This window comes from Neorhizobium sp. CSC1952 (genome assembly GCF_030378245.1).
GTDB classification, from domain to species: domain Bacteria; phylum Pseudomonadota; class Alphaproteobacteria; order Rhizobiales; family Rhizobiaceae; genus Neorhizobium; species Neorhizobium oryzae_A.
In genome coordinates, this window is sequence record NZ_CP128416.1 from 3,924,638 (window position 1) to 3,945,062 (window position 20,425).

Annotated in this window: 20 protein-coding genes; 11 read left to right on the forward strand and 9 right to left on the reverse strand. The window is 63.9% G+C overall.

Translation table 11 applies throughout. The features are described from left to right. Nucleotides 1-253: 253 nt before the first annotated feature. The 4 genes from lpxC to ligA all read left to right on the forward strand — a co-directional run bounded on the left by lpxC (nucleotide 254) and on the right by ligA (nucleotide 6,432). On the forward strand, nucleotides 254-1,210 hold the full coding sequence (gene lpxC / locus QTA58_RS19000; protein ID WP_085424650.1) for a UDP-3-O-acyl-N-acetylglucosamine deacetylase: 957 nt from the start codon (nucleotides 254-256) through the stop codon (nucleotides 1,208-1,210). A gap of 187 nt (nucleotides 1,211-1,397) precedes the next feature. Further along, entirely contained in the window at nucleotides 1,398-2,264 is an 867-nt protein-coding gene (locus tag QTA58_RS19005) for an outer membrane protein assembly factor BamD (protein WP_289670200.1), read from the forward strand. Nucleotides 2,265-2,274: 10 nt separating this feature from the next. Further along, complete coding sequence (recN, locus tag QTA58_RS19010; protein ID WP_289670201.1) at nucleotides 2,275-3,948, forward strand: DNA repair protein RecN; 1,674 nt, start codon at nucleotides 2,275-2,277, stop codon at nucleotides 3,946-3,948. A 324-nt stretch (nucleotides 3,949-4,272) separates the two neighbouring features. Then, nucleotides 4,273-6,432: an NAD-dependent DNA ligase LigA gene (ligA, locus tag QTA58_RS19015; RefSeq protein ID WP_289670204.1), complete on the forward strand. Its 2,160-nt coding sequence runs from the start codon at nucleotides 4,273-4,275 to the stop codon at nucleotides 6,430-6,432. 3 nt (nucleotides 6,433-6,435) lie between these two features. Here the strand turns inward: ligA and QTA58_RS19020 are convergent, their stop codons facing one another. Continuing rightward, nucleotides 6,436-6,978 carry a GNAT family N-acetyltransferase gene (locus QTA58_RS19020; protein WP_085424646.1) on the reverse strand — a complete coding sequence of 181 codons (543 nt, stop codon included), beginning with the start codon at nucleotides 6,976-6,978 and terminating at the stop codon, nucleotides 6,436-6,438. Between the two features lie 280 nt (nucleotides 6,979-7,258). On the opposite strand from QTA58_RS19020, the gene QTA58_RS19025 reads away from it, so the two are divergent. Then, nucleotides 7,259-7,849: a 3'-5' exonuclease gene (locus tag QTA58_RS19025; protein ID WP_085424645.1), complete on the forward strand. Its 591-nt coding sequence runs from the start codon at nucleotides 7,259-7,261 to the stop codon at nucleotides 7,847-7,849. A gap of 91 nt (nucleotides 7,850-7,940) precedes the next feature. Then, complete coding sequence (locus QTA58_RS19030; RefSeq protein WP_085424644.1) at nucleotides 7,941-8,435, forward strand: CreA family protein; 495 nt, start codon at nucleotides 7,941-7,943, stop codon at nucleotides 8,433-8,435. Nucleotides 8,436-8,561: 126 nt separating this feature from the next. On the opposite strand, the gene QTA58_RS19035 is transcribed toward QTA58_RS19030, so the two are convergent. Continuing rightward, nucleotides 8,562-8,885 (reverse strand): hypothetical protein, encoded by a 324-nt coding sequence (locus QTA58_RS19035; RefSeq protein WP_289670207.1) that lies wholly within the window; start codon nucleotides 8,883-8,885, stop codon nucleotides 8,562-8,564. 198 nt (nucleotides 8,886-9,083) lie between these two features. Then, nucleotides 9,084-9,551: a chemotaxis protein CheW gene (locus QTA58_RS19040; protein ID WP_037087389.1), complete on the reverse strand. Its 468-nt coding sequence runs from the start codon at nucleotides 9,549-9,551 to the stop codon at nucleotides 9,084-9,086. A 388-nt stretch (nucleotides 9,552-9,939) separates the two neighbouring features. Here QTA58_RS19040 and QTA58_RS19045 point away from each other — a divergent pair, with 388 nt between their 5' ends. The 3 genes from QTA58_RS19045 (at nucleotide 9,940) to QTA58_RS19055 (ending at nucleotide 11,799) form a co-directional block, all read left to right on the forward strand. Then, on the forward strand, nucleotides 9,940-10,098 hold the full coding sequence (locus QTA58_RS19045; protein ID WP_159457708.1) for a hypothetical protein: 159 nt from the start codon (nucleotides 9,940-9,942) through the stop codon (nucleotides 10,096-10,098). Between the two features lie 144 nt (nucleotides 10,099-10,242). Further along, a complete protein-coding gene (locus QTA58_RS19050; protein ID WP_085424642.1) occupies nucleotides 10,243-10,842 on the forward strand; it encodes an SCO family protein in 600 nt (199 codons plus the stop codon). A gap of 78 nt (nucleotides 10,843-10,920) precedes the next feature. Beyond that, complete coding sequence (locus tag QTA58_RS19055; RefSeq protein ID WP_289670213.1) at nucleotides 10,921-11,799, forward strand: 50S ribosomal protein L11 methyltransferase; 879 nt, start codon at nucleotides 10,921-10,923, stop codon at nucleotides 11,797-11,799. Nucleotides 11,800-11,997: 198 nt separating this feature from the next. Here QTA58_RS19055 and QTA58_RS19060 read toward each other — a convergent pair whose 3' ends face one another. Then, nucleotides 11,998-12,171 (reverse strand): hypothetical protein, encoded by a 174-nt coding sequence (locus QTA58_RS19060; protein ID WP_200814159.1) that lies wholly within the window; start codon nucleotides 12,169-12,171, stop codon nucleotides 11,998-12,000. Between the two features lie 276 nt (nucleotides 12,172-12,447). On the opposite strand from QTA58_RS19060, the gene QTA58_RS19065 reads away from it, so the two are divergent. Next, nucleotides 12,448-14,280 carry an aminopeptidase P family protein gene (locus QTA58_RS19065; protein ID WP_289670216.1) on the forward strand — a complete coding sequence of 611 codons (1,833 nt, stop codon included), beginning with the start codon at nucleotides 12,448-12,450 and terminating at the stop codon, nucleotides 14,278-14,280. A gap of 2 nt (nucleotides 14,281-14,282) precedes the next feature. Here QTA58_RS19065 and QTA58_RS19070 read toward each other — a convergent pair whose 3' ends face one another. The 3 genes from QTA58_RS19070 to pncA form a co-directional block, all read right to left on the reverse strand. Beyond that, nucleotides 14,283-14,597: an AzlD family protein gene (locus QTA58_RS19070; RefSeq protein ID WP_289670218.1), complete on the reverse strand. Its 315-nt coding sequence runs from the start codon at nucleotides 14,595-14,597 to the stop codon at nucleotides 14,283-14,285. A 1-nt stretch (nucleotide 14,598) separates the two neighbouring features. Then, the gene (locus tag QTA58_RS19075) at nucleotides 14,599-15,318 is read right to left on the reverse strand and encodes an AzlC family ABC transporter permease (protein ID WP_085424638.1); all 720 of its coding nucleotides are present in this window, start codon (nucleotides 15,316-15,318) and stop codon (nucleotides 14,599-14,601) included. Between the two features lie 115 nt (nucleotides 15,319-15,433). Beyond that, nucleotides 15,434-16,060, reverse strand: a complete 627-nt coding sequence (gene pncA / locus QTA58_RS19080) for a bifunctional nicotinamidase/pyrazinamidase (RefSeq protein ID WP_289670221.1) — start codon at nucleotides 16,058-16,060, stop codon at nucleotides 15,434-15,436. A gap of 446 nt (nucleotides 16,061-16,506) precedes the next feature. Between pncA and QTA58_RS19085 the strand changes: the two genes are divergently transcribed. Next, complete coding sequence (locus tag QTA58_RS19085) at nucleotides 16,507-17,877, forward strand: DUF2778 domain-containing protein (RefSeq protein WP_289670222.1); 1,371 nt, start codon at nucleotides 16,507-16,509, stop codon at nucleotides 17,875-17,877. Nucleotides 17,878-18,049: 172 nt separating this feature from the next. Here QTA58_RS19085 and QTA58_RS19090 read toward each other — a convergent pair whose 3' ends face one another. Together QTA58_RS19090 and QTA58_RS19095 are read right to left on the reverse strand one after the other, a co-directional pair. Next, the gene (locus tag QTA58_RS19090) at nucleotides 18,050-19,195 is read right to left on the reverse strand and encodes an amidohydrolase (RefSeq protein ID WP_289670223.1); all 1,146 of its coding nucleotides are present in this window, start codon (nucleotides 19,193-19,195) and stop codon (nucleotides 18,050-18,052) included. Nucleotides 19,196-19,272: 77 nt separating this feature from the next. Further along, nucleotides 19,273-20,274: an NAD(P)-dependent alcohol dehydrogenase gene (locus tag QTA58_RS19095; RefSeq protein ID WP_289670225.1), complete on the reverse strand. Its 1,002-nt coding sequence runs from the start codon at nucleotides 20,272-20,274 to the stop codon at nucleotides 19,273-19,275. Nucleotides 20,275-20,425 lie beyond the last annotated feature (151 nt).

Below are 20,425 nucleotides of genomic sequence, written 5' to 3' on the forward strand. Positions count from 1 at the left end.
CTGCGGTCACGAAACGTGAAGACGGCCCGGATCACCGATCCGGGCCGTTGCGCGTTTTATCAATCAAGACGCGGAGTTAACAACGTAACAATCCGAAACGAACAGTGATTTGGATTGTGCCGGATGGCTGCGTATGAAGAACGCTGAAAGACGCCCGAAGGGACCACCGATTCACGTGATCGGCCGATTGAAGAGGCGTCAGGAATTCCGGATCCCGGTACTTTGAGGATCCGGCGATAAGAAGGCAATAAGAATGACCATTGGATTGCTCGGTTTCCAGACCACCATCGCCGCCCCGGTGACCATGAAGGGTATCGGCGTTCATTCCGGAGCACCCGTTTCCATAACCTTCCAGCCTGCCGAAGCCGGCACCGGCGTGGTCTTCACGCGCCTTTTCGAGGACGGCAGCTCGGTCGAGTATCGCGCCGTTTCCTCGCAGGTCGGACCGACCGACCTCTGCACCGTTCTCGGCAGTTCGCCGGCCAAGTGGGTTGCCACGATCGAGCATGTCATGGCCGCGCTCTATGCGCTCGGCATCGACAATGTCATGGTCGAGGTCGACGGCGGCGAAATGCCGATCATGGACGGCAGCTCCTATCCGTTCATCGAAGCGATCGAGCAGGCCGGCATCGTCAACCTCGGCATCAAGCGGCGCTATATCCGCGTCGTGAAGCCGGTGCGCATCGATTCCGGCGCTTCCTGGGCGGAATTCCGCCCCTATGACGGAACCCGTTTCGAGGTCGAGATCGATTTTTCCTCGCCGATGATCGGCCGCCAGAAGTGGGAAGGCAATCTGACGGCGGAGACGTTCAAGCGGGAGCTTTCGCGGGCCCGCACCTTCGGCTTCATGCGCGATGTGGAGCGGCTCTGGGCTGCCGGTTACGCGCTCGGCTCCTCGCTCGAGAATTCGGTCGTCATCTCCGACGACGACACGGTGGTGAATGTCGAGGGCCTGCGCTACACGGATGAATTCGTCCGTCACAAGACGCTCGACGCCGTCGGCGATCTGGCGCTCGCCGGCGCGCAGTTCATCGGCTGCTACCGTTCCTATCGCGGCGGCCACAAGATGAACGCCAATGCCCTGAAAGCGCTGATGAGCGATCCGACGGCCTACGAAGTCGTCGAAGCGCCGTCGTCGCGTGCGGCGCGCGTGCGGGCAGGGGAATTCGTTCCGGTCAGCATGCCGGAACTGACGCCCTGGTTCGCCTGAGTAAATTTGACCCGGTAGACTTGGCCGCTTCCTTCGGAGGCGGCCTTTTCTTTTGGAGATAACACCGGTCGATGCCACAAAAATGCATTATTGAGCCATCATTGCGTTGCTCTCCTTTTGCTTTTATGGCTAGAACGGCCTCATCGGGGCAGGGGCTTCAGTGCGCGGGACGATCAGGAACTCTCGAATGAACCATGTAAGGTCTGTTGGAATGCGCAAGACGGCACGGATGGCGCTGGTCTCGCTGGTACTTATCGGCGCCGGTTTTGGAATCACCGCCTGCCAATCGGACCGGGATATCGACATCACCAAGCTCGGCATGGAGACCGATCCGCCGGAAACGCTCTACAATCAGGGTCTTGCGAACATGAAGGCCGGCAACCTGACCGAGGCGAGCCGCAAGTTCGACGCGATCGACAAGCAGAACCCGTTCACCGAATGGGGCCGCAAGGCGCTCGTCATGAGCACCTTCACGAAATACCGTCTCGGCCGCAGCGAGGAGGCGATCACCACCGGCAACCGTTATATGAGCCAGTATCCGCGTTCGGCGGATTCGGCCTATGTGCAGTATCTCGTCGGCCTTTCCTACGCGCGCCAGATCGCCGATGTGACGCAGGACCAGCGCGCGGCCGTCCGCACGATCGACGCGATGAACAAGGTCATCAACGACTATCCCGATTCGGAATATGTCGAGGATGCGCAGGCCAAGATCCGCTTCGCCCGCGACCAGCTCGCCGGCAAGGAGATGCAGATCGGACGCTATTATCTGGAGCGCAAGGAATATCTTGCGGCGATCCGGCGGTTCCGCAACGTGGTCGAGCAGTATTCCAATACCAACCAGGTGGAAGAGGCTCTGGCGCGCCTGACGGAATCCTATTACGCCATGGGTATCGTCGAGGAGGCGCAGACCGCCGCTGCCGTCCTCGGCCGGAACTATCCCGACAGCCAGTGGTATGCGGATTCCTACAAGCTGCTGCAGACGGGCGGTGTCGAACCCCGCGAGAATCGCGGTTCGTGGATTTCTCGCGCCGGGGCCAAGCTCATCGGCGCATAAGGTCTGAGGCATGCTGATCCAGTTGTCGATCCGCGATATCGTTCTGATCGAGCGGCTGGATCTTGCCTTCGAGACCGGCCTCTCGGTGCTGACCGGCGAGACGGGGGCGGGCAAATCCATCCTTCTCGACAGCCTGTCGCTGGCGCTCGGCGGTCGCGGCGACGGCGGCCTTGTGCGTCACGGCGAGGAGAAGGGGCAGGTGACCGCGGTCTTCGACGTGTCCGGCAGCCACGCCGCCCGCCGGCTCCTGCGCGACAACGGCATCGATGACGACGGCGACCTGATCTTCCGCCGCGTCCAGTCGGCCGATGGACGCACCCGCGCGTCGATCAACGATCAGCCCGTCAGCGTGCAGCTGATGCGCCAGGCCGGGCAGCTTCTCGTGGAAATCCACGGGCAGCACGACGACCGGGCGCTGATCGATACGGACGCCCACCGCACGCTGCTCGACGCCTTCGCTGGCCTGAGCGACGAAGCGCTGCAGCTTTCCGGCCTCTATCGGACCTGGAAGGACGCCGAACGCGCCTTCAGGACGCACAGGGCCAAAGTGGAAGCTGCAGCCCGCGAGGCCGATTACATCCGCGCCTCGGTCGAGGAACTGGAGGCGCTGGCGCCCCGCGACGGCGAGGAGGAGGAGCTCGCGGAAGAACGTTCCCGCATGCAGAAGGCCGAACGGATCGCCGGCGACATTTCCGAGGCTTCCGAATTCCTGAACGGCAATGCCTCGCCCGTGCCGCTGATCGCCTCGCTGGTGCGGCGGCTGGAGCGCAAGAGCCACGAAGCGCCCGGTCTTCTGGAAGAGACGGTGGAGCTTCTGGACGCCGCGCTCAACCATCTCTCCAACGCGCAGATGGAGGTCGAGGCCGCGCTTCGGAAAACCGAATTCGATCCGCGCGAACTGGAGCGGGTCGAGGAGCGGCTTTTCGCGCTGCGTGCCGCCGGCCGCAAATATTCCGTCGCCGTCGCCGACCTGCCGGCGCTTGCCGAAAAAATGGTCGCGGACCTCGCCGATCTGGATGCCGGCGAGGAGAAGCTTGCCGAGCTCGAAAAGCTGGCGGCAGCCGCAAAGGCGGATTACGACCAGGCTGCCGCCGCGCTTTCCGAAAAGCGCCGACGCGGCGCCGAGGCGCTGGCGGATGCGGTGATGGCCGAGCTGCCGGCCCTGAAGCTCGAGCGCGCCCGGTTCATGGTCGAGGTCGCAGCCGATCCGGAAACCGCCACCGCCGAAGGCATCGACACGGTCGAATTCCATGTCCAGACCAATCCCGGCACCCGCCCGGGACCGATCATGAAGGTCGCTTCCGGCGGCGAGCTGTCGCGATTCCTGCTGGCGCTCAAGGTGGCGCTTGCCGACCGCGGCTCGGCTCCGACGCTGGTCTTCGACGAGATCGACACGGGCGTCGGCGGCGCAGTCGCGGATGCGATCGGCCAGCGGCTGAAACGGCTTTCCGACAAGGTGCAGGTGCTGTCCGTCACCCACGCGCCGCAGGTGGCCGCGCGCGCGGCCACACATCTCCTCATCTCCAAGGGACCGGCGGCGGAAGGCTCGGAAAAGATCGCCACGCGTGTCGCGACCATGGCCCCCGAGCACCGCACCGAAGAGATCGCCCGCATGCTCGCCGGCGCCTCGGTGACCGACGAGGCGCGCGCGGCTGCCAAGCGGCTGCTGGCGGGGAACGGGTAGGGCTCCGGTTTCTAATAGAGGTCGTGCCGTGTCCGCCCCCCTCTGGCCTGCCGGCCATCTCCCCCACAGGTGGGGAGATCACAAGCGGCATGGCCTTCCCGCCTCACATCACCCAGCGGCTGCTGCGCCGCTTCTTGCGGCTGTCGATGACACGTTCATTGTTTGAGGAAACCGACGCGCCCAGCCGATCTCCCCACCTGTGGGGGAGATGGCCGGCAGGCCAGAGGGGGGCGGACACGGCACGCCCTCTCCAGTTCCTTCCACCCTTCCCATCCACAAAAATTGCTCTACAAAACGAATCCTCTACCCGAGGAGTGGACCCGCATGCCTGCCGAAAAAACGCCCGTCGAAGACCTGACCGAGGAACAGGCAGCCGCCGAGCTTGCCTATCTGGCGGCGGAGATCGCCAAAAACGACGAGCTCTATCACGGCCATGATGCGCCGGCGATTTCGGATGCCGAATACGATGCGCTGAAGCGGCGCAACGATGCGGTCGAGAAGCGGTTCCCGCAGCTCATCCGCGCCGACAGTCCCTCGATCCGTGTCGGCGCCGCGCCTTTGCCGACCTTCGCGCCGATCACCCATTCGAGGCCCATGCTGTCGCTCGACAACACGTTTTCGGACGAGGACGTGCGCGACTTCGTCAACTCCGTCTATCGCTTCCTCGGCCTGCTTCCGGACGGTTCGATCGCGTTCACCGCCGAGCCGAAGATCGACGGGCTGTCCATGTCGATCCGTTACGAGAACGGACGGCTGGTGAATGCCGCCACCCGCGGCGACGGTACGACCGGCGAGAACGTCACGGAGAACATCAAGACCATCAAGGAAATTCCGAATCGCCTGCCCGCGGGCGTGCCCGACGTCGTCGAGGTGCGCGGCGAAGTCTACATGACGAAGAGCGAATTCCTGGCGCTCAACGAGAAGATGGCGGCGGAAGGCAAGCAGACCTATGTCAATCCGCGCAACACGGCGGCCGGGTCGCTGCGCCAGCTCGACGCCAGGGTCACCGCCAGCCGCAACCTGAGATTTTTCGCCTATGCCTGGGGCGACATGTCGGAAATGCCGGCCGACACGCAGATGGGCATGGTCGAAAAGTTCAGGGAATGGGGCTTCCCGGTCAATCCTCTGATGAAGCGGCTCTTCGCGGTCGAGGACATCATCGCCCATTACAAGGATATCGGGCTGAAGCGGCCGGACCTCGATTACGAGATCGACGGCGTGGTCTACAAGGTCGACCGGCTGGACCTGCAGGCGCGCCTCGGCTTCCGGTCGCGAAGCCCGCGCTGGGCGACCGCGCACAAGTTTCCCGCCGAACAGGCCTTCACCCATGTGGAGAGGATCGACATCCAGGTCGGCCGCACCGGCGCGTTGACACCGGTCGCGCGCCTGACGCCCGTGACGGTCGGCGGCGTCGTGGTCACCAATGCGACGCTCCACAACGAGGATTACATCAAGGGCATCGGCAATTCCGGCGAGCGCATCCGCGAGGACGAGCACGACATCCGCATCGGCGACACGGTCATCGTGCAGCGGGCAGGGGACGTCATCCCGCAGGTGCTCGACGTCGTCATGGAAAAGCGGCCGGCGGACGCCGTGCCTTACGAGTTCCCCAAGAAATGTCCGGTCTGCGGCAGCCATGCCGTGCGCGAGAAGAACGAAAAGACCGGCAAGCTCGATTCGGTCACCCGCTGCACCGGCGGCTTCGTCTGCCGCGCCCAGGCGGTCGAGCATCTCAAGCATTTCGTGTCGCGCAACGCATTCGATATCGAGGGGCTCGGCGCCAAGCAGATCGATTTCTTCTTCGAGAGCGAGGACCCGGCGCTGCAGATCCGCACCGCACCGGACATTTTCACGCTGAAGAAGCGGCAGGAGGAATCACCGCTCACCAAGCTCGAGAATATCGAGGGTTTCGGCAAGGTGAGCGTCAGGAAGCTGTTCGATGCGATCGACGAGCGGCGGAACATCGCGCTCCACCGCCTCATCTACGCGCTCGGCATCCGGCATGTGGGCGAGACGAACGCGAAGCTTCTGGCGCGCGCCTACGGCACCTATGAAGCCTTCGAAGCGGCGATGAAGGAGGCTGCAAACCTTTCCGGCGAGGCATGGCAGGACCTCAACAACATCGAAGGTATCGGTGAAGTGGTGGCCCGCGCCATCGTCGAGTTCTTCAAGGAGCCGCGCAATGTCGAGGTGATCGACAGGCTCCTGAAGGAGGTGACGCCGCAGGCCGCCGAGCAGATCGCGGCAAGCAGCAGCCCGGTGGCCGGCAAGACGGTCGTCTTTACCGGCTCGCTCGAAAAGTTCACGCGCGACGAAGCCAAGGCAAGGGCCGAAAGCCTTGGCGCCAAGGTGGCCGGGTCGGTCTCCAAGAAGACCGATTTCGTCGTAGCGGGTCCGGGCGCCGGCTCCAAGCTCGACAAGGCGAGGGAACTCGGCGTCCAGGTGATGGACGAGGACGAATGGCTGGCCTTCATCGCCGGGTAAGGCTCACGTCCTCAGCCGTGCCATGGAATAGGCATCGACATAATGGCCGTCGCGGAAGGCGAAGGCCTTGAGATGTCCCTCCACCTCGAAGCCGAATTTCCGATAGAGCGCCAGCGCGGGTTCGTTGTCGGTATAGACGGTCAGCTCGATGCGCTTCAGGTTCAGCCAGCGGTCGGCGATGGCAAGGATTTCGCCGATGAGCGCGCTGCCGATGCCGCGGCCGTGGTAGGCGTCGTGGACCCCCATGCCGATGCTGCCGGCATGGGCCCGGCGGTGATTGGCGAAGCGGGTCAGTCCGCAATCGCCGACGATCCTGCCATCCTGCTCGGCAACGAGGCTGAAGGAATTGCTCGACTGATTCTCGATCCCCTTGCGGATCTCGTCCGGCGTGTGGTGGGGCGTCCGCAGCGTTCCGTAGCGGTAGCCGGGCAGATTGTGCAAGGCGGCGATCGCAGCGGCATCGGCGGGCGTGCGTGCGCGGATCGACAAGCCGTCTGGCCATCGCGCGTCCGGATCAAGAGGCGGCGGGATATCGAAATCTTGCATGAATGCTCTCCTTGGTCTTCAGGCCGAGGCAGAGCGGAAACACCGAACCCCGCCTAAGCTCCGGCAGGGTTGGTGGACGGATGACCGGCTAACGAGCCAAAACCGCCACGCACCCTGTGGGGTGAATGGTCACGGTAAGATGCATGCAGGCGGCGGAACTGGTCATGCGCGACATGAAGCCAGAGGCACGGCTTGGCGTCAAGGGACGGGATGCCATCGGTCTTTGCCGAATCGGATTGCGGACTATAGAAGTTGGTCCATCTCTGTTCGGAATTAGCCCTTGAAGACCATCGCCATCGATTTCGAAACCGCCAACGAGCAGCGCGGCAGCGCCTGTTCGGTCGGGCTTGCCTGGCTCGAAGGCGACGAGGTCGTGCGGGTGGAGGAGCGGCTGATCCGTCCGAAGGACATGCGCTTTTCCTCCTTCAACGTCGCCATACACGGCATCCGGCCGGAAGATGTCGAGGATGCGGGGGAGTTTCCCGAAGTCATGGACGAGTTCGCGGACGATTTCCGCGGGGCGACGATGATCGCCCATAACGCCGCCTTCGATTTCAGCGTCTGGCGCGCCTGCCTCGATCTCTACAGGCAGAGCTATCCGGAGCTTTCCTATCTCTGCAGCGTGAAGATGGCGCAGAAGGCATGGCCGCATCTCGGCTCGCACAAGCTCAATGTGCTCGCGGCGCATCTCGGCCTCCGCTTCGCCCATCACAATGCGGCGGAGGATGCCGCGATCTGCGCGAGGGCGACGGTCGCCATCGCCAAATCCCTGCAGGTGCCGCATGTCCGCGACATTCCGGCGGCGATCGGCATGAAGGTCGGCCGGCTGTTCTCCGGCGGCTATGCGCCCTGCACCTGCCGCCTCAAGTGAGGCTTCCGGCCGCTTCGGCTTCCGACCCGGCTTGCAACTGCGCCGGCGCGTCTTATCTCAGATCACGGATCGTTTACCGGAGCCCAAGCCCATGAACCGCCTCACCAGCCTCGCATCCGCCGCCGTCTTGTCGCTCGGCCTTCTGTCCATTCCCGCCGCCGCGCAGGTAGTCGGCAAGGTCGGCGTGGACTGGATCGGCAACGACATCGTCGTGGAGGCGATCACCGATCCGGAAATCAAGGGCGTGACCTGCCACGTCAGCTATTTCGACCGTTCGATCATCGATCGTCTGAAGCAGGGCAACTGGTTCGAGGACCCGTCCAACAGCGCGATATCCTGCAGCCAGACCGGGCCGATCGAGATCGGCGAGATAGACCTGTCCAGGGGCGGCGAGGAGGTCTTTCGCGAGGGCCGTTCGCTGATCTGGAAGGATCTTCTCGTGAAGCGCATCTACGACAAGGCGAACGACACCCTGATCTATCTCGCCCATTCGCGGCAGGTCGTCGAAGGCTCCGCCAAGATGGCGATCTCCACCGTCCCGCTCTACGGTCAGCAGGTGACCTGGACGAAGGGCAAGCCTCAGTAAGAGGTCGGTCGCGGCGATGCGGTTCCGGTTCCCGAACGAAATCGGCAAAGCCGGCACTCGACAATGAGCATGAAAAAACCGGGTCCGACTGGCGAACCCGGTTTTGAAGCATTCGTGAAGGTCCGGTCAGCGGACGTAGACGATCCTGCTGCCGTCGGCGGCGGTGTCGATGGCAACGACATTGTTGAGTTCGACATCCTGCTTGACGAGCGCGGCATGCAGCGCCGGATCCTGGCGGATCTCCGCCTGGGCCTTCCGGATCATCGGCTGGCTCGGATGAAGGATGGTGTCGGGGATGTCCAGCTGGCGGGCGACGTCGGGCGTTTCAGGATTGGTATAGACGATGGCGACGTCGGTGGCGGGCTTTACCGCCATCCCCATTTCACGGGCATGGGCGCTTCCCATCGCTGCGGCGGACATCATGACTGCGAGAGCAAAAGCCTTGTTCATGGTCATTCTCCTATCTTCGAAAACCAGCCGAAGAGTTTTGGATCGGTTCGGTTGGGCGTTTTGCGACGGAAGAACTCGCATGCCGGCACGGCGGTTCCGTGGCGGAATTCTTAAATTTATGTAATAATTACATGGATTTAATCTTCCGCGACGCTGGCGTGTAGCGGAAGATCGCGAGTATCTTTTTGCGCTGCAAGATCAGGCGGCTTCGCGGGCCAGTTCGTCGGCGATGACGGTATCGAGGTTCAGGAAGCAGACCATGGTCTTTTCCAGCGCCACGATGCCGCGGCAGAAGGCGCGCTGGGCTTCCGGAATGATTTCCGGCGCCGGCTGCAGGTCCTCGCCGCGAATGGTCATCATGTCGGATACCTGTTCGACCAGCAGGCCGACCAGCTTGCCGGCGATATCGGTGACGATGATCGCCGAACGCTCGGAAGGTTCCGTCATCTTCATGCCGAGGCGGCAGGCCATGTCGATGACCGGGATCACCGCGCCGCGCAGGTTGATGAGGCCCAGAACGTAGGGTGGGGTGTGCGGCATCGGGGTCACCGGCGCCCAGCCGCGGATTTCGCGGATCGCCATGATGTCGATGCAGAATTCCTGGTCTCCGAGATGAAAGGAGACGATTTCGAGATAGGCGCCGGATTGCTTGATGGCGTTCGTCATATCAGAATTCTTTCCATTTGTCTGAGGATCCGCGTCCGTCGCATCGCCAGGTTTTCCTGGCCGATCGCGGTGTCGATCTCTGTCAGTCCGGTCGATTGTTCGCGCGCAGACAATGAAGTTCGCGTGAACGTGATCGCTGATTGTCAGCGCGTCCTTCCCGGCGCATATCGATGAGCCGGTCTCGGCGACGTCATGTCTTTCGTGGTTCCGCCTCGCCGGCTTGTCGCGGATGCCGCCGGCGCGCTGCCTCGGCATTCCCGATCGCCGGATCGATTCATCGAACCAGTTTCGCTCCTTCCAGCGTCTCAGAGAGAGATTAATCTTCCGCTAATTGCGCCGGGGATCGCAGGCTCTTCCGGAAAGGACGGATTGGCCTTAGAATGGCGCCATGAGCCGGAGCATCGTCACAAGCCAGCGCCTGCCGCTGATCGCAGCCGTCAGCCTGTTCCTGCTGGGCATTGCCGGCGTTGCCTTCTATGGCTGGCTGCTGCACGGCTCCTCCATCCTGCTGGCGCTCGGCGAGCGCGGCCTTTCCTGGTGCTTCTGAGGAATGCCCGCCCCGTGGGACAAATCAGCGCGACGTTCTTCGAGAACGGCTTCTTGAATTGCATCTCGGCCTCTTCGGGTCTATCGCTCGTGGAACAATGTGAGGCCTGATCGCCGAAAAGGCGTGAACGTGAAGAGAATTCCGATGAAGACCTTTCGTGCCGCCCTCTGGGCTGCGGTCGTCGTGCTTGCCGGCGTGCTTGTCTGGCTGACGACGGAAGTGACGCGCTCGAAGCAGGAGCTTGCCGAGGGGCCGTTCGGCGTGCCGTTCGAGCTCGTCGCCCAGAACGGCCAGCCGATCACCGAAAAGGCGTTTCAGGAAAAGCCGACCGCGCTCTTCTTCGGCTTCACCCATTGCCCGGAAGTCTGCCCCACCACGCTTTTCGAGCTCAATGGCTGGCTGCACAAGGTCGATCCGGACGGCACCAGGCTCAACGGCTTCTTCGTCAGCGTCGATCCGGAACGCGACACGCCGGAGCTGCTCGGCCAGTATATTTCGAATGTCACCGACCGGGTGAAGGGCATTTCCGGTCCGCCGGAAAAGGTCAACGAAATGATCAAGGGCTTCAAGGTCTATGCCAAGAAGGTTCCGGTCAACGAGAAGGATCCGAACGGCGATTACACGATGGATCACACGGCGTCCGTCTTCCTGCTCGACGACGGCGGACGTTTCGCCGGCACGATCGCCTATGGCGAAAATCCCGATGTCGCCGTCCAAAAGCTCGAAAATCTGATCAAGGGCTGACACCTTTGGCGGTTGAAGCCGAAGGCCCTTCTGTGGCAATCCTCTCGGCCATCCGTCGATAGCTGAGAGAACATTCCCTTGAGCGAAATCCGCCTTTACGTCACGTCCACCGAAAAGGGGGCAGCGCAGATCCTCGACATCCTGTCGGAAGTGTTCGGCGAGGAGGATTACGCCATCGCCACCACCGAAGTGGATGAGAAGAAGGATATCTGGGAAGCCTCCGTCTATCTGATGAGGGACGAGGAAGAGGTCGTCCGCGACAGGATGGCGGCGGGCATCCGCCACGCCTTTCCGGATGCGGCGATCGAGAGGGAAGTGATTCCGGATATCGACTGGATCGCCAAATCGCTCGAAGGCCTGAAGCCGGTGAGGGCAGGGCGTTTCCTCGTCCACGGCTCGCATGACCGCGGCAAGGTGAAGGCGAACGATATCGCCATCGAGATCGATGCGGGCCAGGCCTTCGGCACCGGCCATCACGGCACGACGGCCGGCTGCCTGGAAATGATCGAGGAGGTCTTGCGCGCCCGTCCGGTCCGCAACGCACTCGATCTCGGGACGGGAAGCGGCGTGCTGGCGATCGCCGTGCGCAAGCTCAGGCCTGTTCCGGTGCTCGCAACCGATATCGATCCGGTCGCCGTGCGGGTGGCGAAGGAGAACGTGCGCCGCAACGGAATTGCCTCGGGCATCCGGCTCGAGACGGCGCCCGGCTTCCATTCGCCCGCTTTCCGTCAGGAAGGACCGTTCGACCTCATCATCGCCAATATCCTGGCACGGCCGCTGATGAAAATGGCGCCGCAGCTCGCGGGCCACCTGGCGCCGGGCGGCTCGGTCATCCTCTCAGGCATCCTGGCCGAGCAGCGCTGGAAGGTGCTGGCCGCCTATAACGGGGCGAGGCTCCGCCATGTGCGGACCATCTGGCGCAACGGCTGGGTGACGATACACTTGCGTCATGGTTGAGATATTGTGCGCCGCAACAAGGAGGCGGCTTCCGGATTCTGGACGACGGACAGCAAAAAGGCGACACCAAAGGTGTCGCCTTGCCGATCAATCTTAGGATTGATCGTGCCCGCGAGCCGGGAGGAGGATGCTCAAGCGGGCCCCGTATCCTGAAAGCCGGTGCGAGTGAGGGAGGAGGAGAACCGCCCCGGCCCTTGCTCAGAATACGTAGTTTGCAGCGCCCTTGCGGCGCAGTTCTTCACGGCTGGTGCCGAGGCCCTTCAGCGTTTCGTCGTCGAGGTTGAGAAGCGCGCCGTTGACATAGCGGGCGACCTGACGCTCACGAGCTTCGACCATGCGGTTCAAGGCATTGCGAAAGAAAGAGGAGGCCATGTTGACGTGTCCTTTTGGAACGGGCCTTGTTCGGCGCCCGTTCGATGATTCTTATATAATCTTTGCTGCACCGCACAGTGAGAGGGCTTCGCTCAAAGGTGGTATGCGTTCTGCGCATGGGACGCCGCTTTTCGATCCATAGCAGGGCGGCAATTGCACAATCGGCCGGCACTTGCCGCTACCGCTGGCCTAGTCCGATCAACATCGGCTAACATGCGGCGACCTTCTCGGAATCAGAGCCTTCTCGGAATAAAGACAAGTCCGGATCATCAGCCCATGTTTCAGTCTTTCGAAGTGAAATCCGCCCCGCAGTTCGGCCGCGACCGCGTCAATGCGCTCCGGGCAAAATTCGACGAGCTCGGCATCGACGGTTTTCTGGTGCCCCGCGCCGACGAATACCAGGGCGAGTACGTGCCGGCCTGCGCCGAGCGGCTCGCGTGGCTGACCGGTTTCACCGGCTCGGCGGGCATTGCGCTCATCACGCGGCGTGAGGCGGTGGTTTTCGTCGATGGACGTTACGTGACCCAGCTTGCCGAACAGGTGGACGGCACGGTCTTCACCGGCGGCGATCTCGTCAACGAGCCGCCGCATGTCTGGCTGCCGCGCCATGCGTCGAAGGGTTTCCGGCTCGGCATCGATCCCTGGCTGCATGCGGGCGCGGAAGTGCGCCGGCTCGAGAAGGCGCTTGCCGAGATCGGCGGCTCGCTCGTCCTGCTGCCCTTCAACCCGCTCGACAAAATCTGGACAGACCGCCCCCCCGAGCCGCTTGGCTCCGTCTCGATCCAGAAGCTGGACCATGCCGGCACGCTCGCCAGCGAGAAGATTGCCGCAATTTCTGCGCAGGTGAAGGAAAAGGGCGCTGCCGCGGTCGTCATCGCCGATCCCACATCCGTCGCCTGGATCTTCAACATCCGCGGCGACGACGTGCCGCACACGCCGCATCCGCTTTCCCGCGCGATCATTCCGGCCGAGGGCAAGGCGGAAATCTTCCTCGACAAGCGCAAGACGGGCATCGAACAGGAAGCCTATCTGGCGCAGCTCGCCGTCCAGCGCCCGCCGTCGGAATTCCTGGCCCGGCTTTCGGCCTTCTCGAAGGACGGCGCGAAGATCCTGGTCGATCCGGATCTGACGCCGCTCGCGCTCACCAGGGCGATCGATGCCGCCGGGGGGCAGGTGGTCGAGGCGGGCGATCCGGCAAAGCTGCCGCGCGCCTGCAAGAACAAGGCGGAACTCGACGGTTCGGCGAAGGCGCATCTGCAGGACGGTGCGGCCATGGTCGAATTCCTGCACTGGCTCGACGTCCAGACCCCCGGCACGATCACCGAGATCGATGCGGTGAAGGCGCTGGAGGCGGCCCGGACCCGGGTCGGCCAGAGCATGCAGAACCCGCTGAAGGATATTTCCTTCGAAACGATCTCGGGTGCCGGCGAGCACGGCGCCGTGATCCATTACCGGGTGACGAGCCAGACGAACCGCAAGCTGGAAGCCGGCGAGCTGTTCCTCATTGATTCCGGAGCGCAATATATCAACGGCACGACCGACATCACCCGCACGGTCGCGGTCGGCGCCGTGCCGGAGGATCGCAGGCGTTTCTTCACGTTGGTCCTGAAAGGCATGATCGCCATCAGCACGGCGCGTTTCCCGAAGGGCACGCGCGGCTGCGATCTCGATCCGCTCGCCCGCATCGCGCTCTGGAAGGCCGGCGGCGACTATGCGCATGGAACGGGCCACGGCGTCGGCTCCTATCTCTCCGTGCATGAGGGACCGCAGCGCATCTCGCGGCTCTCGACCCAGGAACTGCTGCCCGGCATGATCCTCTCCAACGAGCCCGGCTATTACCGCCCCGGCTCCTTCGGTATCCGCATCGAGAACCTGATCTACGTGAAGGCGGCGGAGGAGATCGAGGGCGGCGACCAGCCGATGCTCTCCTTCGAGACCCTGACTTGGTGCCCGATCGACCGGCGGCTCGTCTTGCCGGCGCTGCTGACGGCGGAAGAGCTCTTTTGGCTCGATGCCTATCACGCGGCGGTGCGCGAGAAGCTGATGCCGCTCATCGACGACGCATCCGTCAGGGATTGGCTGGTGAAGGCGACCGAGCCGCTCGCCTGATATCAGAAGCCCAGGAGGTGGCGGCAGATCATCGCCGCCGCCCAGCCGGCCATCAGCATCAGCAGGCCCGGATATCTGAGGCTGACGACGAGCGCCACCAGCATGGCGATCTTCACGTCCCAGCCGCCGTCGAAGAAGGCGGGCGCGACCAGCGTGGTCAGGACCGCCGCCGGCACGGCATTCAGCGCCTGTTCCATCCGCGGCGGGATGGTCTTCATCCTGTTGATCAGCACATAGCCGCCGATGCGGGTCAGGAAGGTCGCAACCGCCGCGGCCAAGATCAGGAACGCCATGTCCATCGAGATCGGTTCGGCCATGTCAGGTCTCCACCTCGCTGGCGGCGGTTACCGGCACGCGCTCCTTCGGCAGCGGCAGCAGTGCCGCCACGACGACCCCGACGGCCGCGCCGATGCTGACATGCCAGGGCGAACCCACGAAATGGTATCCGAAGACGGAGCCGAGGGCGCTTGCCGCCACAACCGGATGGAAGCCTGGCTTGCGGCGGAAGCCGACGACCAGGCCGAGGAAATAGACCGGCAGCAGGACGTCGATCGCGATTGCGCGCGGATCGCCCATCATCTTGCCGAAAAAGGCGCCGACGACGCTGAAGAAGAGCCAGGGAAAATACACCGCGACGCCGAAGCCGATATACCACGGAAAGCTGACGCCCCGGCCGCTTTCGCCGCGCTTGACGCTTTCGGCGAATTGCGGGTCCGTCAAAAGGAAGAGGGTGAAGAATTTCTGGACCGGCGTGAAATGGCCGATGAAGCGGGCGATGGCCGCCGAATAGAGGACATGGCGGAAATTGACCGCGAAGACGGACAGCACGATCAGCCAGGCGGCGACATGATGGCCGAAGAGCTCGATGCCCACCAGCTGGCTCGCGCCGGCGAAGATGGTGGCGCTCATGAGTGCCGCTTCCAGCACCGAAATTCCGTTGTCGACCGCAATGGCGCCAAACAATATCCCGAAAGGCGCCGAAGAGAGCGCGACGACGATGCCGCCCTTCAGGCCCGCGTAAAATTCACTGCTGTTCATACGAGAAATCCTTCCGCCCCGGCTTTAGAACCGTGCGGCGGGCGGCGCAATTCAATTGGGCTGATGGAACGATCGATTCTGCTGAACTGTCGGCGGCTGCCGTTTGCTCGGCCGGTCAGTCCGCGAGGATGGCCTTGCTCTTGACGATGCCGATGCCTTTCGCCTTCATCTCGGCAATGGCGCTCTTCACCCCCTTGGGATCGATGCCCCGGCTGGCATCCTCGATGAAGCGCACCTTCACCTCCGGCAGCATCTCGACGGCGTCGAGCGCGGAGAATTTTACGCAATAGTCCGTCGCAAGCCCGCAGATGTCGATCTCGGCCACCTGCTGCGCCCTCAGATAGCCCGCAAGCCCCGTCAGCGCCGCCTGATCGTTGTCCCGGAAGGCCGAATAGCTGTCGACCGCGGGATTGTCGCCCTTCTGCTGGATGTAGTCGAACGCCTCGACATTCAGGTCCGGGTGGAATTCGGCGTCCGGCGTGCCCTGCACGCAATGGTCCGGCCACATGACCTGCGGCTTGCCGCAAAGCTCGCCCATCTCGAAAGGCTTCTTGCCGGGATTCTGCGAGGCAAAGCTGCCGTGGTTTTCCGGGTGCCAGTCCTGGGAGGCGACGATCAGATCGTAGCCGCCGTCGTCGATCAGCCGGTTGACGACCGGCACGATCTCGTCGCCATGCGCGACCGGCAGATTGCCGCCGGGGCAGAAGCCGTTCTGGATGTCGATCAGGAGCAGAGCTTTCATCGGTCTTCCTCCGAACCTTGGCCGAAATAAAATGCCAATCATGGGCGGAGGGATCAAGCTCGAAGAGCTTGGGCCCTTTAGCCGTCAGGCCTGCGCCAGCCGCTCGGTCGGGGAAATCGTTGCCGAAATGAGGCGGTGAGGCAACACGGGCCGGAATCCTGGCTGTCGCTCGACCGTTCTTCTCTTGACTGTCACCCTTTCGCATATCACAAACACGTTAACGCCATATTTCGGCTTAACTTCCGGCGGCATGCGCTTTTATGCGCACCACCGAAATCAAATCGGGGCGGCGTAAAGACATTGGTTACCATAATCGTTCATCCTCACCTGCAGTCCTTCGGCGGCAGTGAGCAGATTCCCTCTCTGCGCGCACTTCGCCGGGGTTGTGTTGGCGGCTTCGCGCAAGCGGTTTCCGCCGGTGTATGTAACGGTTCGGGTAACGAGTGATGGCGCGTACGGTCCAGGCTTCCGCGAATGGCAAACAGGCACGTAAGGCACCGCCTCGCCGAAAGAAATCCCGCTCTCTCCTGACGAATGTCGCCCTCGGTATCGGTCTCACCGTATCCGCCCTGGTGGGCGCTTCCGTGGTCACCATGGCGACGGCCGTCAAATCCGCCTCCGACGTCGAATTCGAAACGGCGCTGGCACGGCCGATCGCTCCCGCCGTCCCGATCGCCTCCAACGATCGCGAGATCGAGGTCTCGAAATTCTCCCGTCTGCCCGGCAGCACGCCGGCCGATCCCAAGGGCGGGCGCCTTTCCGGGGCCGACGTGGCGGCGCTCGAGGCGCGCAAGCCGGATCGATCGAGCGTCCGGCAGATGCTCGACGCCGCTCTAGCCATGGCCGCCCGCCATGCCGAGAACGAGCAGCAGTTCGCCTCGCTCGCGAAAATCCGTCCGGATGCGGATGCCATCCGCGCCGCGCTCGCTCCGGCGATGCAAAACCTCGTCGTCGTCGCGCCGCGCGGCAGCGAGACCATGCCCGATCTCATCCAGGATGCCGCGCCGGCCACCACGGTCGCCGAACTCAAGGACATGAAGCCGGTCGAGATGGCAGCGCTCGAAGAGACCGCCGTCGAGGACGATGCCGGCGAAGAGGAAGCCGTCGCGATCGTCGAAGCGCCCGTGCCGGGTTACGACCTGCCGAAGGCCGGGCCCCTGCCGGTTATCCGTCCCTCGACGGCGACGGCGGATGCAAAGCCGGCGAAACCGAATGCGCTGGCCGCGATCGCCGCCGTCGCGCCGCAGAAGCCGGGCAGGGCCGGCGACGACGACAAGCCGACCGCACTCGCCTTCGCCAAACCCGACAATCCGATGCGCGAGACGCCGGCTGCGCCTGCGCCGTCCGCGCCGAGCTGGCCGGGCATCGGCGCCAAGGTGGCGGTCTACGACATCAGCAACGCCGTCGTCCACCTGCCGAACGGCACCAGGCTCGAAGCCCATTCCGGCATCGGCAGCATGCGCGACAACCCGAAATTCACGCATGTGAAGATGCGCGGCCCGACGCCGCCCGGCACCTACAAGCTTTCCATGCGCGAAAAGCTGTTCCATGGCGTGGCCGCCATCCGCCTGACGCCGGTGGACGGCAAGGCGCCGCAGGGACGCACCGGCCTCCTCGCCCACAGCTTTCTGCTGCGCGTGCGGGGCGATTCGCACGGCTGCGTCGCCTTTGCCGAATACGACCGCTTCCTGAAAGCCTTCCAGCGCGGCGAGATCACCCATATGGTGATCGTGCCGAAATGGGACGGCAGGCGCCCGGGTCGCGGCGGCGGCGGCGACAATTTCCTCGCCAAGCTCTTCAAGGGCAAGGACGCCTGATCGGGTTCCGGCGGGAGCTCCCGCCGCCACCGTTTCCCCATTCCACCGGGTGAGGGGCTTCATATCTCCCACGTGTAGATCCTCGGGTTTGTCCTGAGGATCCAAGCCTAAGCATATCGCAGTTGGGGTGACGACCTGCCTCTGACGTCGGCAGGCACCATGCCCCATCTCGTCACCCCAGGATATCCCTGGCGACGCGCGCAAAAATCCGCGTGCCGATCGGGATCAGGTCGTCCGGAAAATCGTAGTTCGGGTTGTGCAGGTTCGGTATGTCCTCGCCGGCGCCGAGGAAGAACATCGCCGAATTCGAGACCGAGCCGAAGCGGCCGAAATCCTCCGAGCCGCGCATCGTCTCGCCAGGTTCGTGCGGAACGCCTTCCGCCTCCAGCGCGGCACGCAGCAGCGCGGCGGCCTCCGGATCGTTTTCGGAATGCACGAAGATGTCGTGATATTCCAGGGCATGTTCGAGCCGGGCTTCCGCGGCGATCTCGCTCACCAGCGTCTCGGCGGCGGCGACCAGCGCCTCCATTTCGCCGTCGGTCATGGCGCGGAGCGTCACCCAGACCTCCGCATGGCCCGGCGCGATGCCGAAGGCCGGCTCCCCGATCGCGGCATGCGTGACCGTTGCGAGCACCAGGTCCTCCGCCGCGATGCTGCCTTTGCTCAGGGCCGTCAGCGCCGGCATCAGCCTTGCCACGGCGGGCACCGGCGAGATGCCGGTTTCCGGCATGGAGGCATGCGCGGTCCGGCCCGAAAGCACGATCTTCAGCCCGCGCGAGGCGCAGTTGGCGATGCCGTCCTTGAGCCAGACATGGCCGAGCGGCAGGCCGGGCATGTTGTGCAGCGAGAAACTGTAGTCCGGCGTCAGGTCCGCGAATTTCCCGTCGGCGATGACGGCGGCGGCACCCGCGCCGGTCTCCTCCGCCGGCTGGAAGAGCAGGATGGCGCGGCCGCGTTTCGGCCTTTCGCGGCCGAACTGCCGGCCGAGGGCCGCGAGCATGGTCATGTGGCCGTCATGGCCGCACATGTGGCCCTTTCCGGGAATTCGCGAGCGGTGCTCCGGCGTGCCGGTTTCCTCGATCGGCAGCGCGTCGAGCTCGGCGCGGAACATCACCGTCGGACCGGGCGCGCCGCTGTCGTAGACCACGGCGATGCCGGTGCCGCCGAGGCCGGAGATCACCCGGTCCGGCCCGGTATCCGCCAGAAAGCCCTGGACCTCTGCGGCGGTTGCGATCTCCTCGCCGGAAACCTCCGGCATGGCATGCAGTTTCCGCCGCCATGCGGTGAGTTCGATCACGTCCTGGTTGGAAAGAAACATGCGGCCGCTCCCTTGGGTGTAGCCCAAGAGGTAGATGGGGCAGGGATTTTCGGCAAGGAAAACCTCCGCCCGGCCCGTCACCATTCGATGCCGATCTTGCCGAAGTGGCCGCCGCCCATCTCGTAGCGGAAGGCGTCGGCCAGCTTTTCCAGCGGAAACACCCTGTCGATCACCGGCTTGAAGAGGCCGGTATCGAGGGCGCGGACGAAATCCTGCTGCTGCCGGCGGCTGCCGACGATGAGGCCTGAAAGGGTGATCTGCTTGCCCGCAAGGGCTGCGGTGGGCACTTCGCCGCGCGCACCGGTCAGCACGCCGATCATGGTGATGCTGCCGGCCATGCGGGCCGCCTGGATCGACTGGCCGAGCGTGCCCGGACCGCCCACTTCCACCACGTGGTCGACGCCGCGGCCGCCGGTCCATTCGAGCACGTTCCCGGCCCATTCGGGATGGGTCCGGTAGTTCACCGTGAAATCCGCGCCGAGGGCTTTCGCCCGCTCCAGCTTCTCGTCGGAGGAGGAGGTGATCGCCACCTGCGCGCCCATCGCCTTTGCCAGCTGCAGCGCATAGATCGAGACGCCGCCGGTGCCGAGCGCCAGCACCGTGTCGCCGGCCTTCAGCCTGCCGATCTCGACCAGCGCCCGCCATGCGGTCAGGCCTGCGGTGGTGATCGTCGCCGCCTCCACATGGCTGAACCCTTTCGGCGCCAGCGTGAAGGCGGTCGCCGGCCGTACCGCATATTCAGCCGCGAAGCCGTCGATACCGTCACCCGGGACACGCGAAAATCCGCCCGGCAGGGGCGGGCCGTCCTGCCAGTCGGGAAAGAAGCAGGAGACGACACGGTCGCCCGGCTTGAACTCCGTCATCCCTTCGCCGACTTCCTCGACCACGCCCGCACCATCCGCCATCAAAATCCGGCTATCGGTCGGCGTCCTGCCGCTCGCGACGCCGAGGTCGTGATAGTTGAGCGAGCTGCCATGCAGCGCGACGCGGATTTCTCCGGGTCCGGGCTTGCCGGGGTCCGGCAGGTCGACAAGCTTCAGGGCATCCAGTCCGCCGGGTGCTGTGACGATAGCTTTCATGAATTCCTCCCTCGGATCCCAAACGATCTCCATGCGTGAGGTAATGGGTGACAGGAGCCCTGACAAGATAGGGTTTGCCCGGCCACGCAGTCCGACAAACTTTCGTCATCGGCTTGCCGACGCCGGCCGAGGGCATATCTAAGGCGCATTC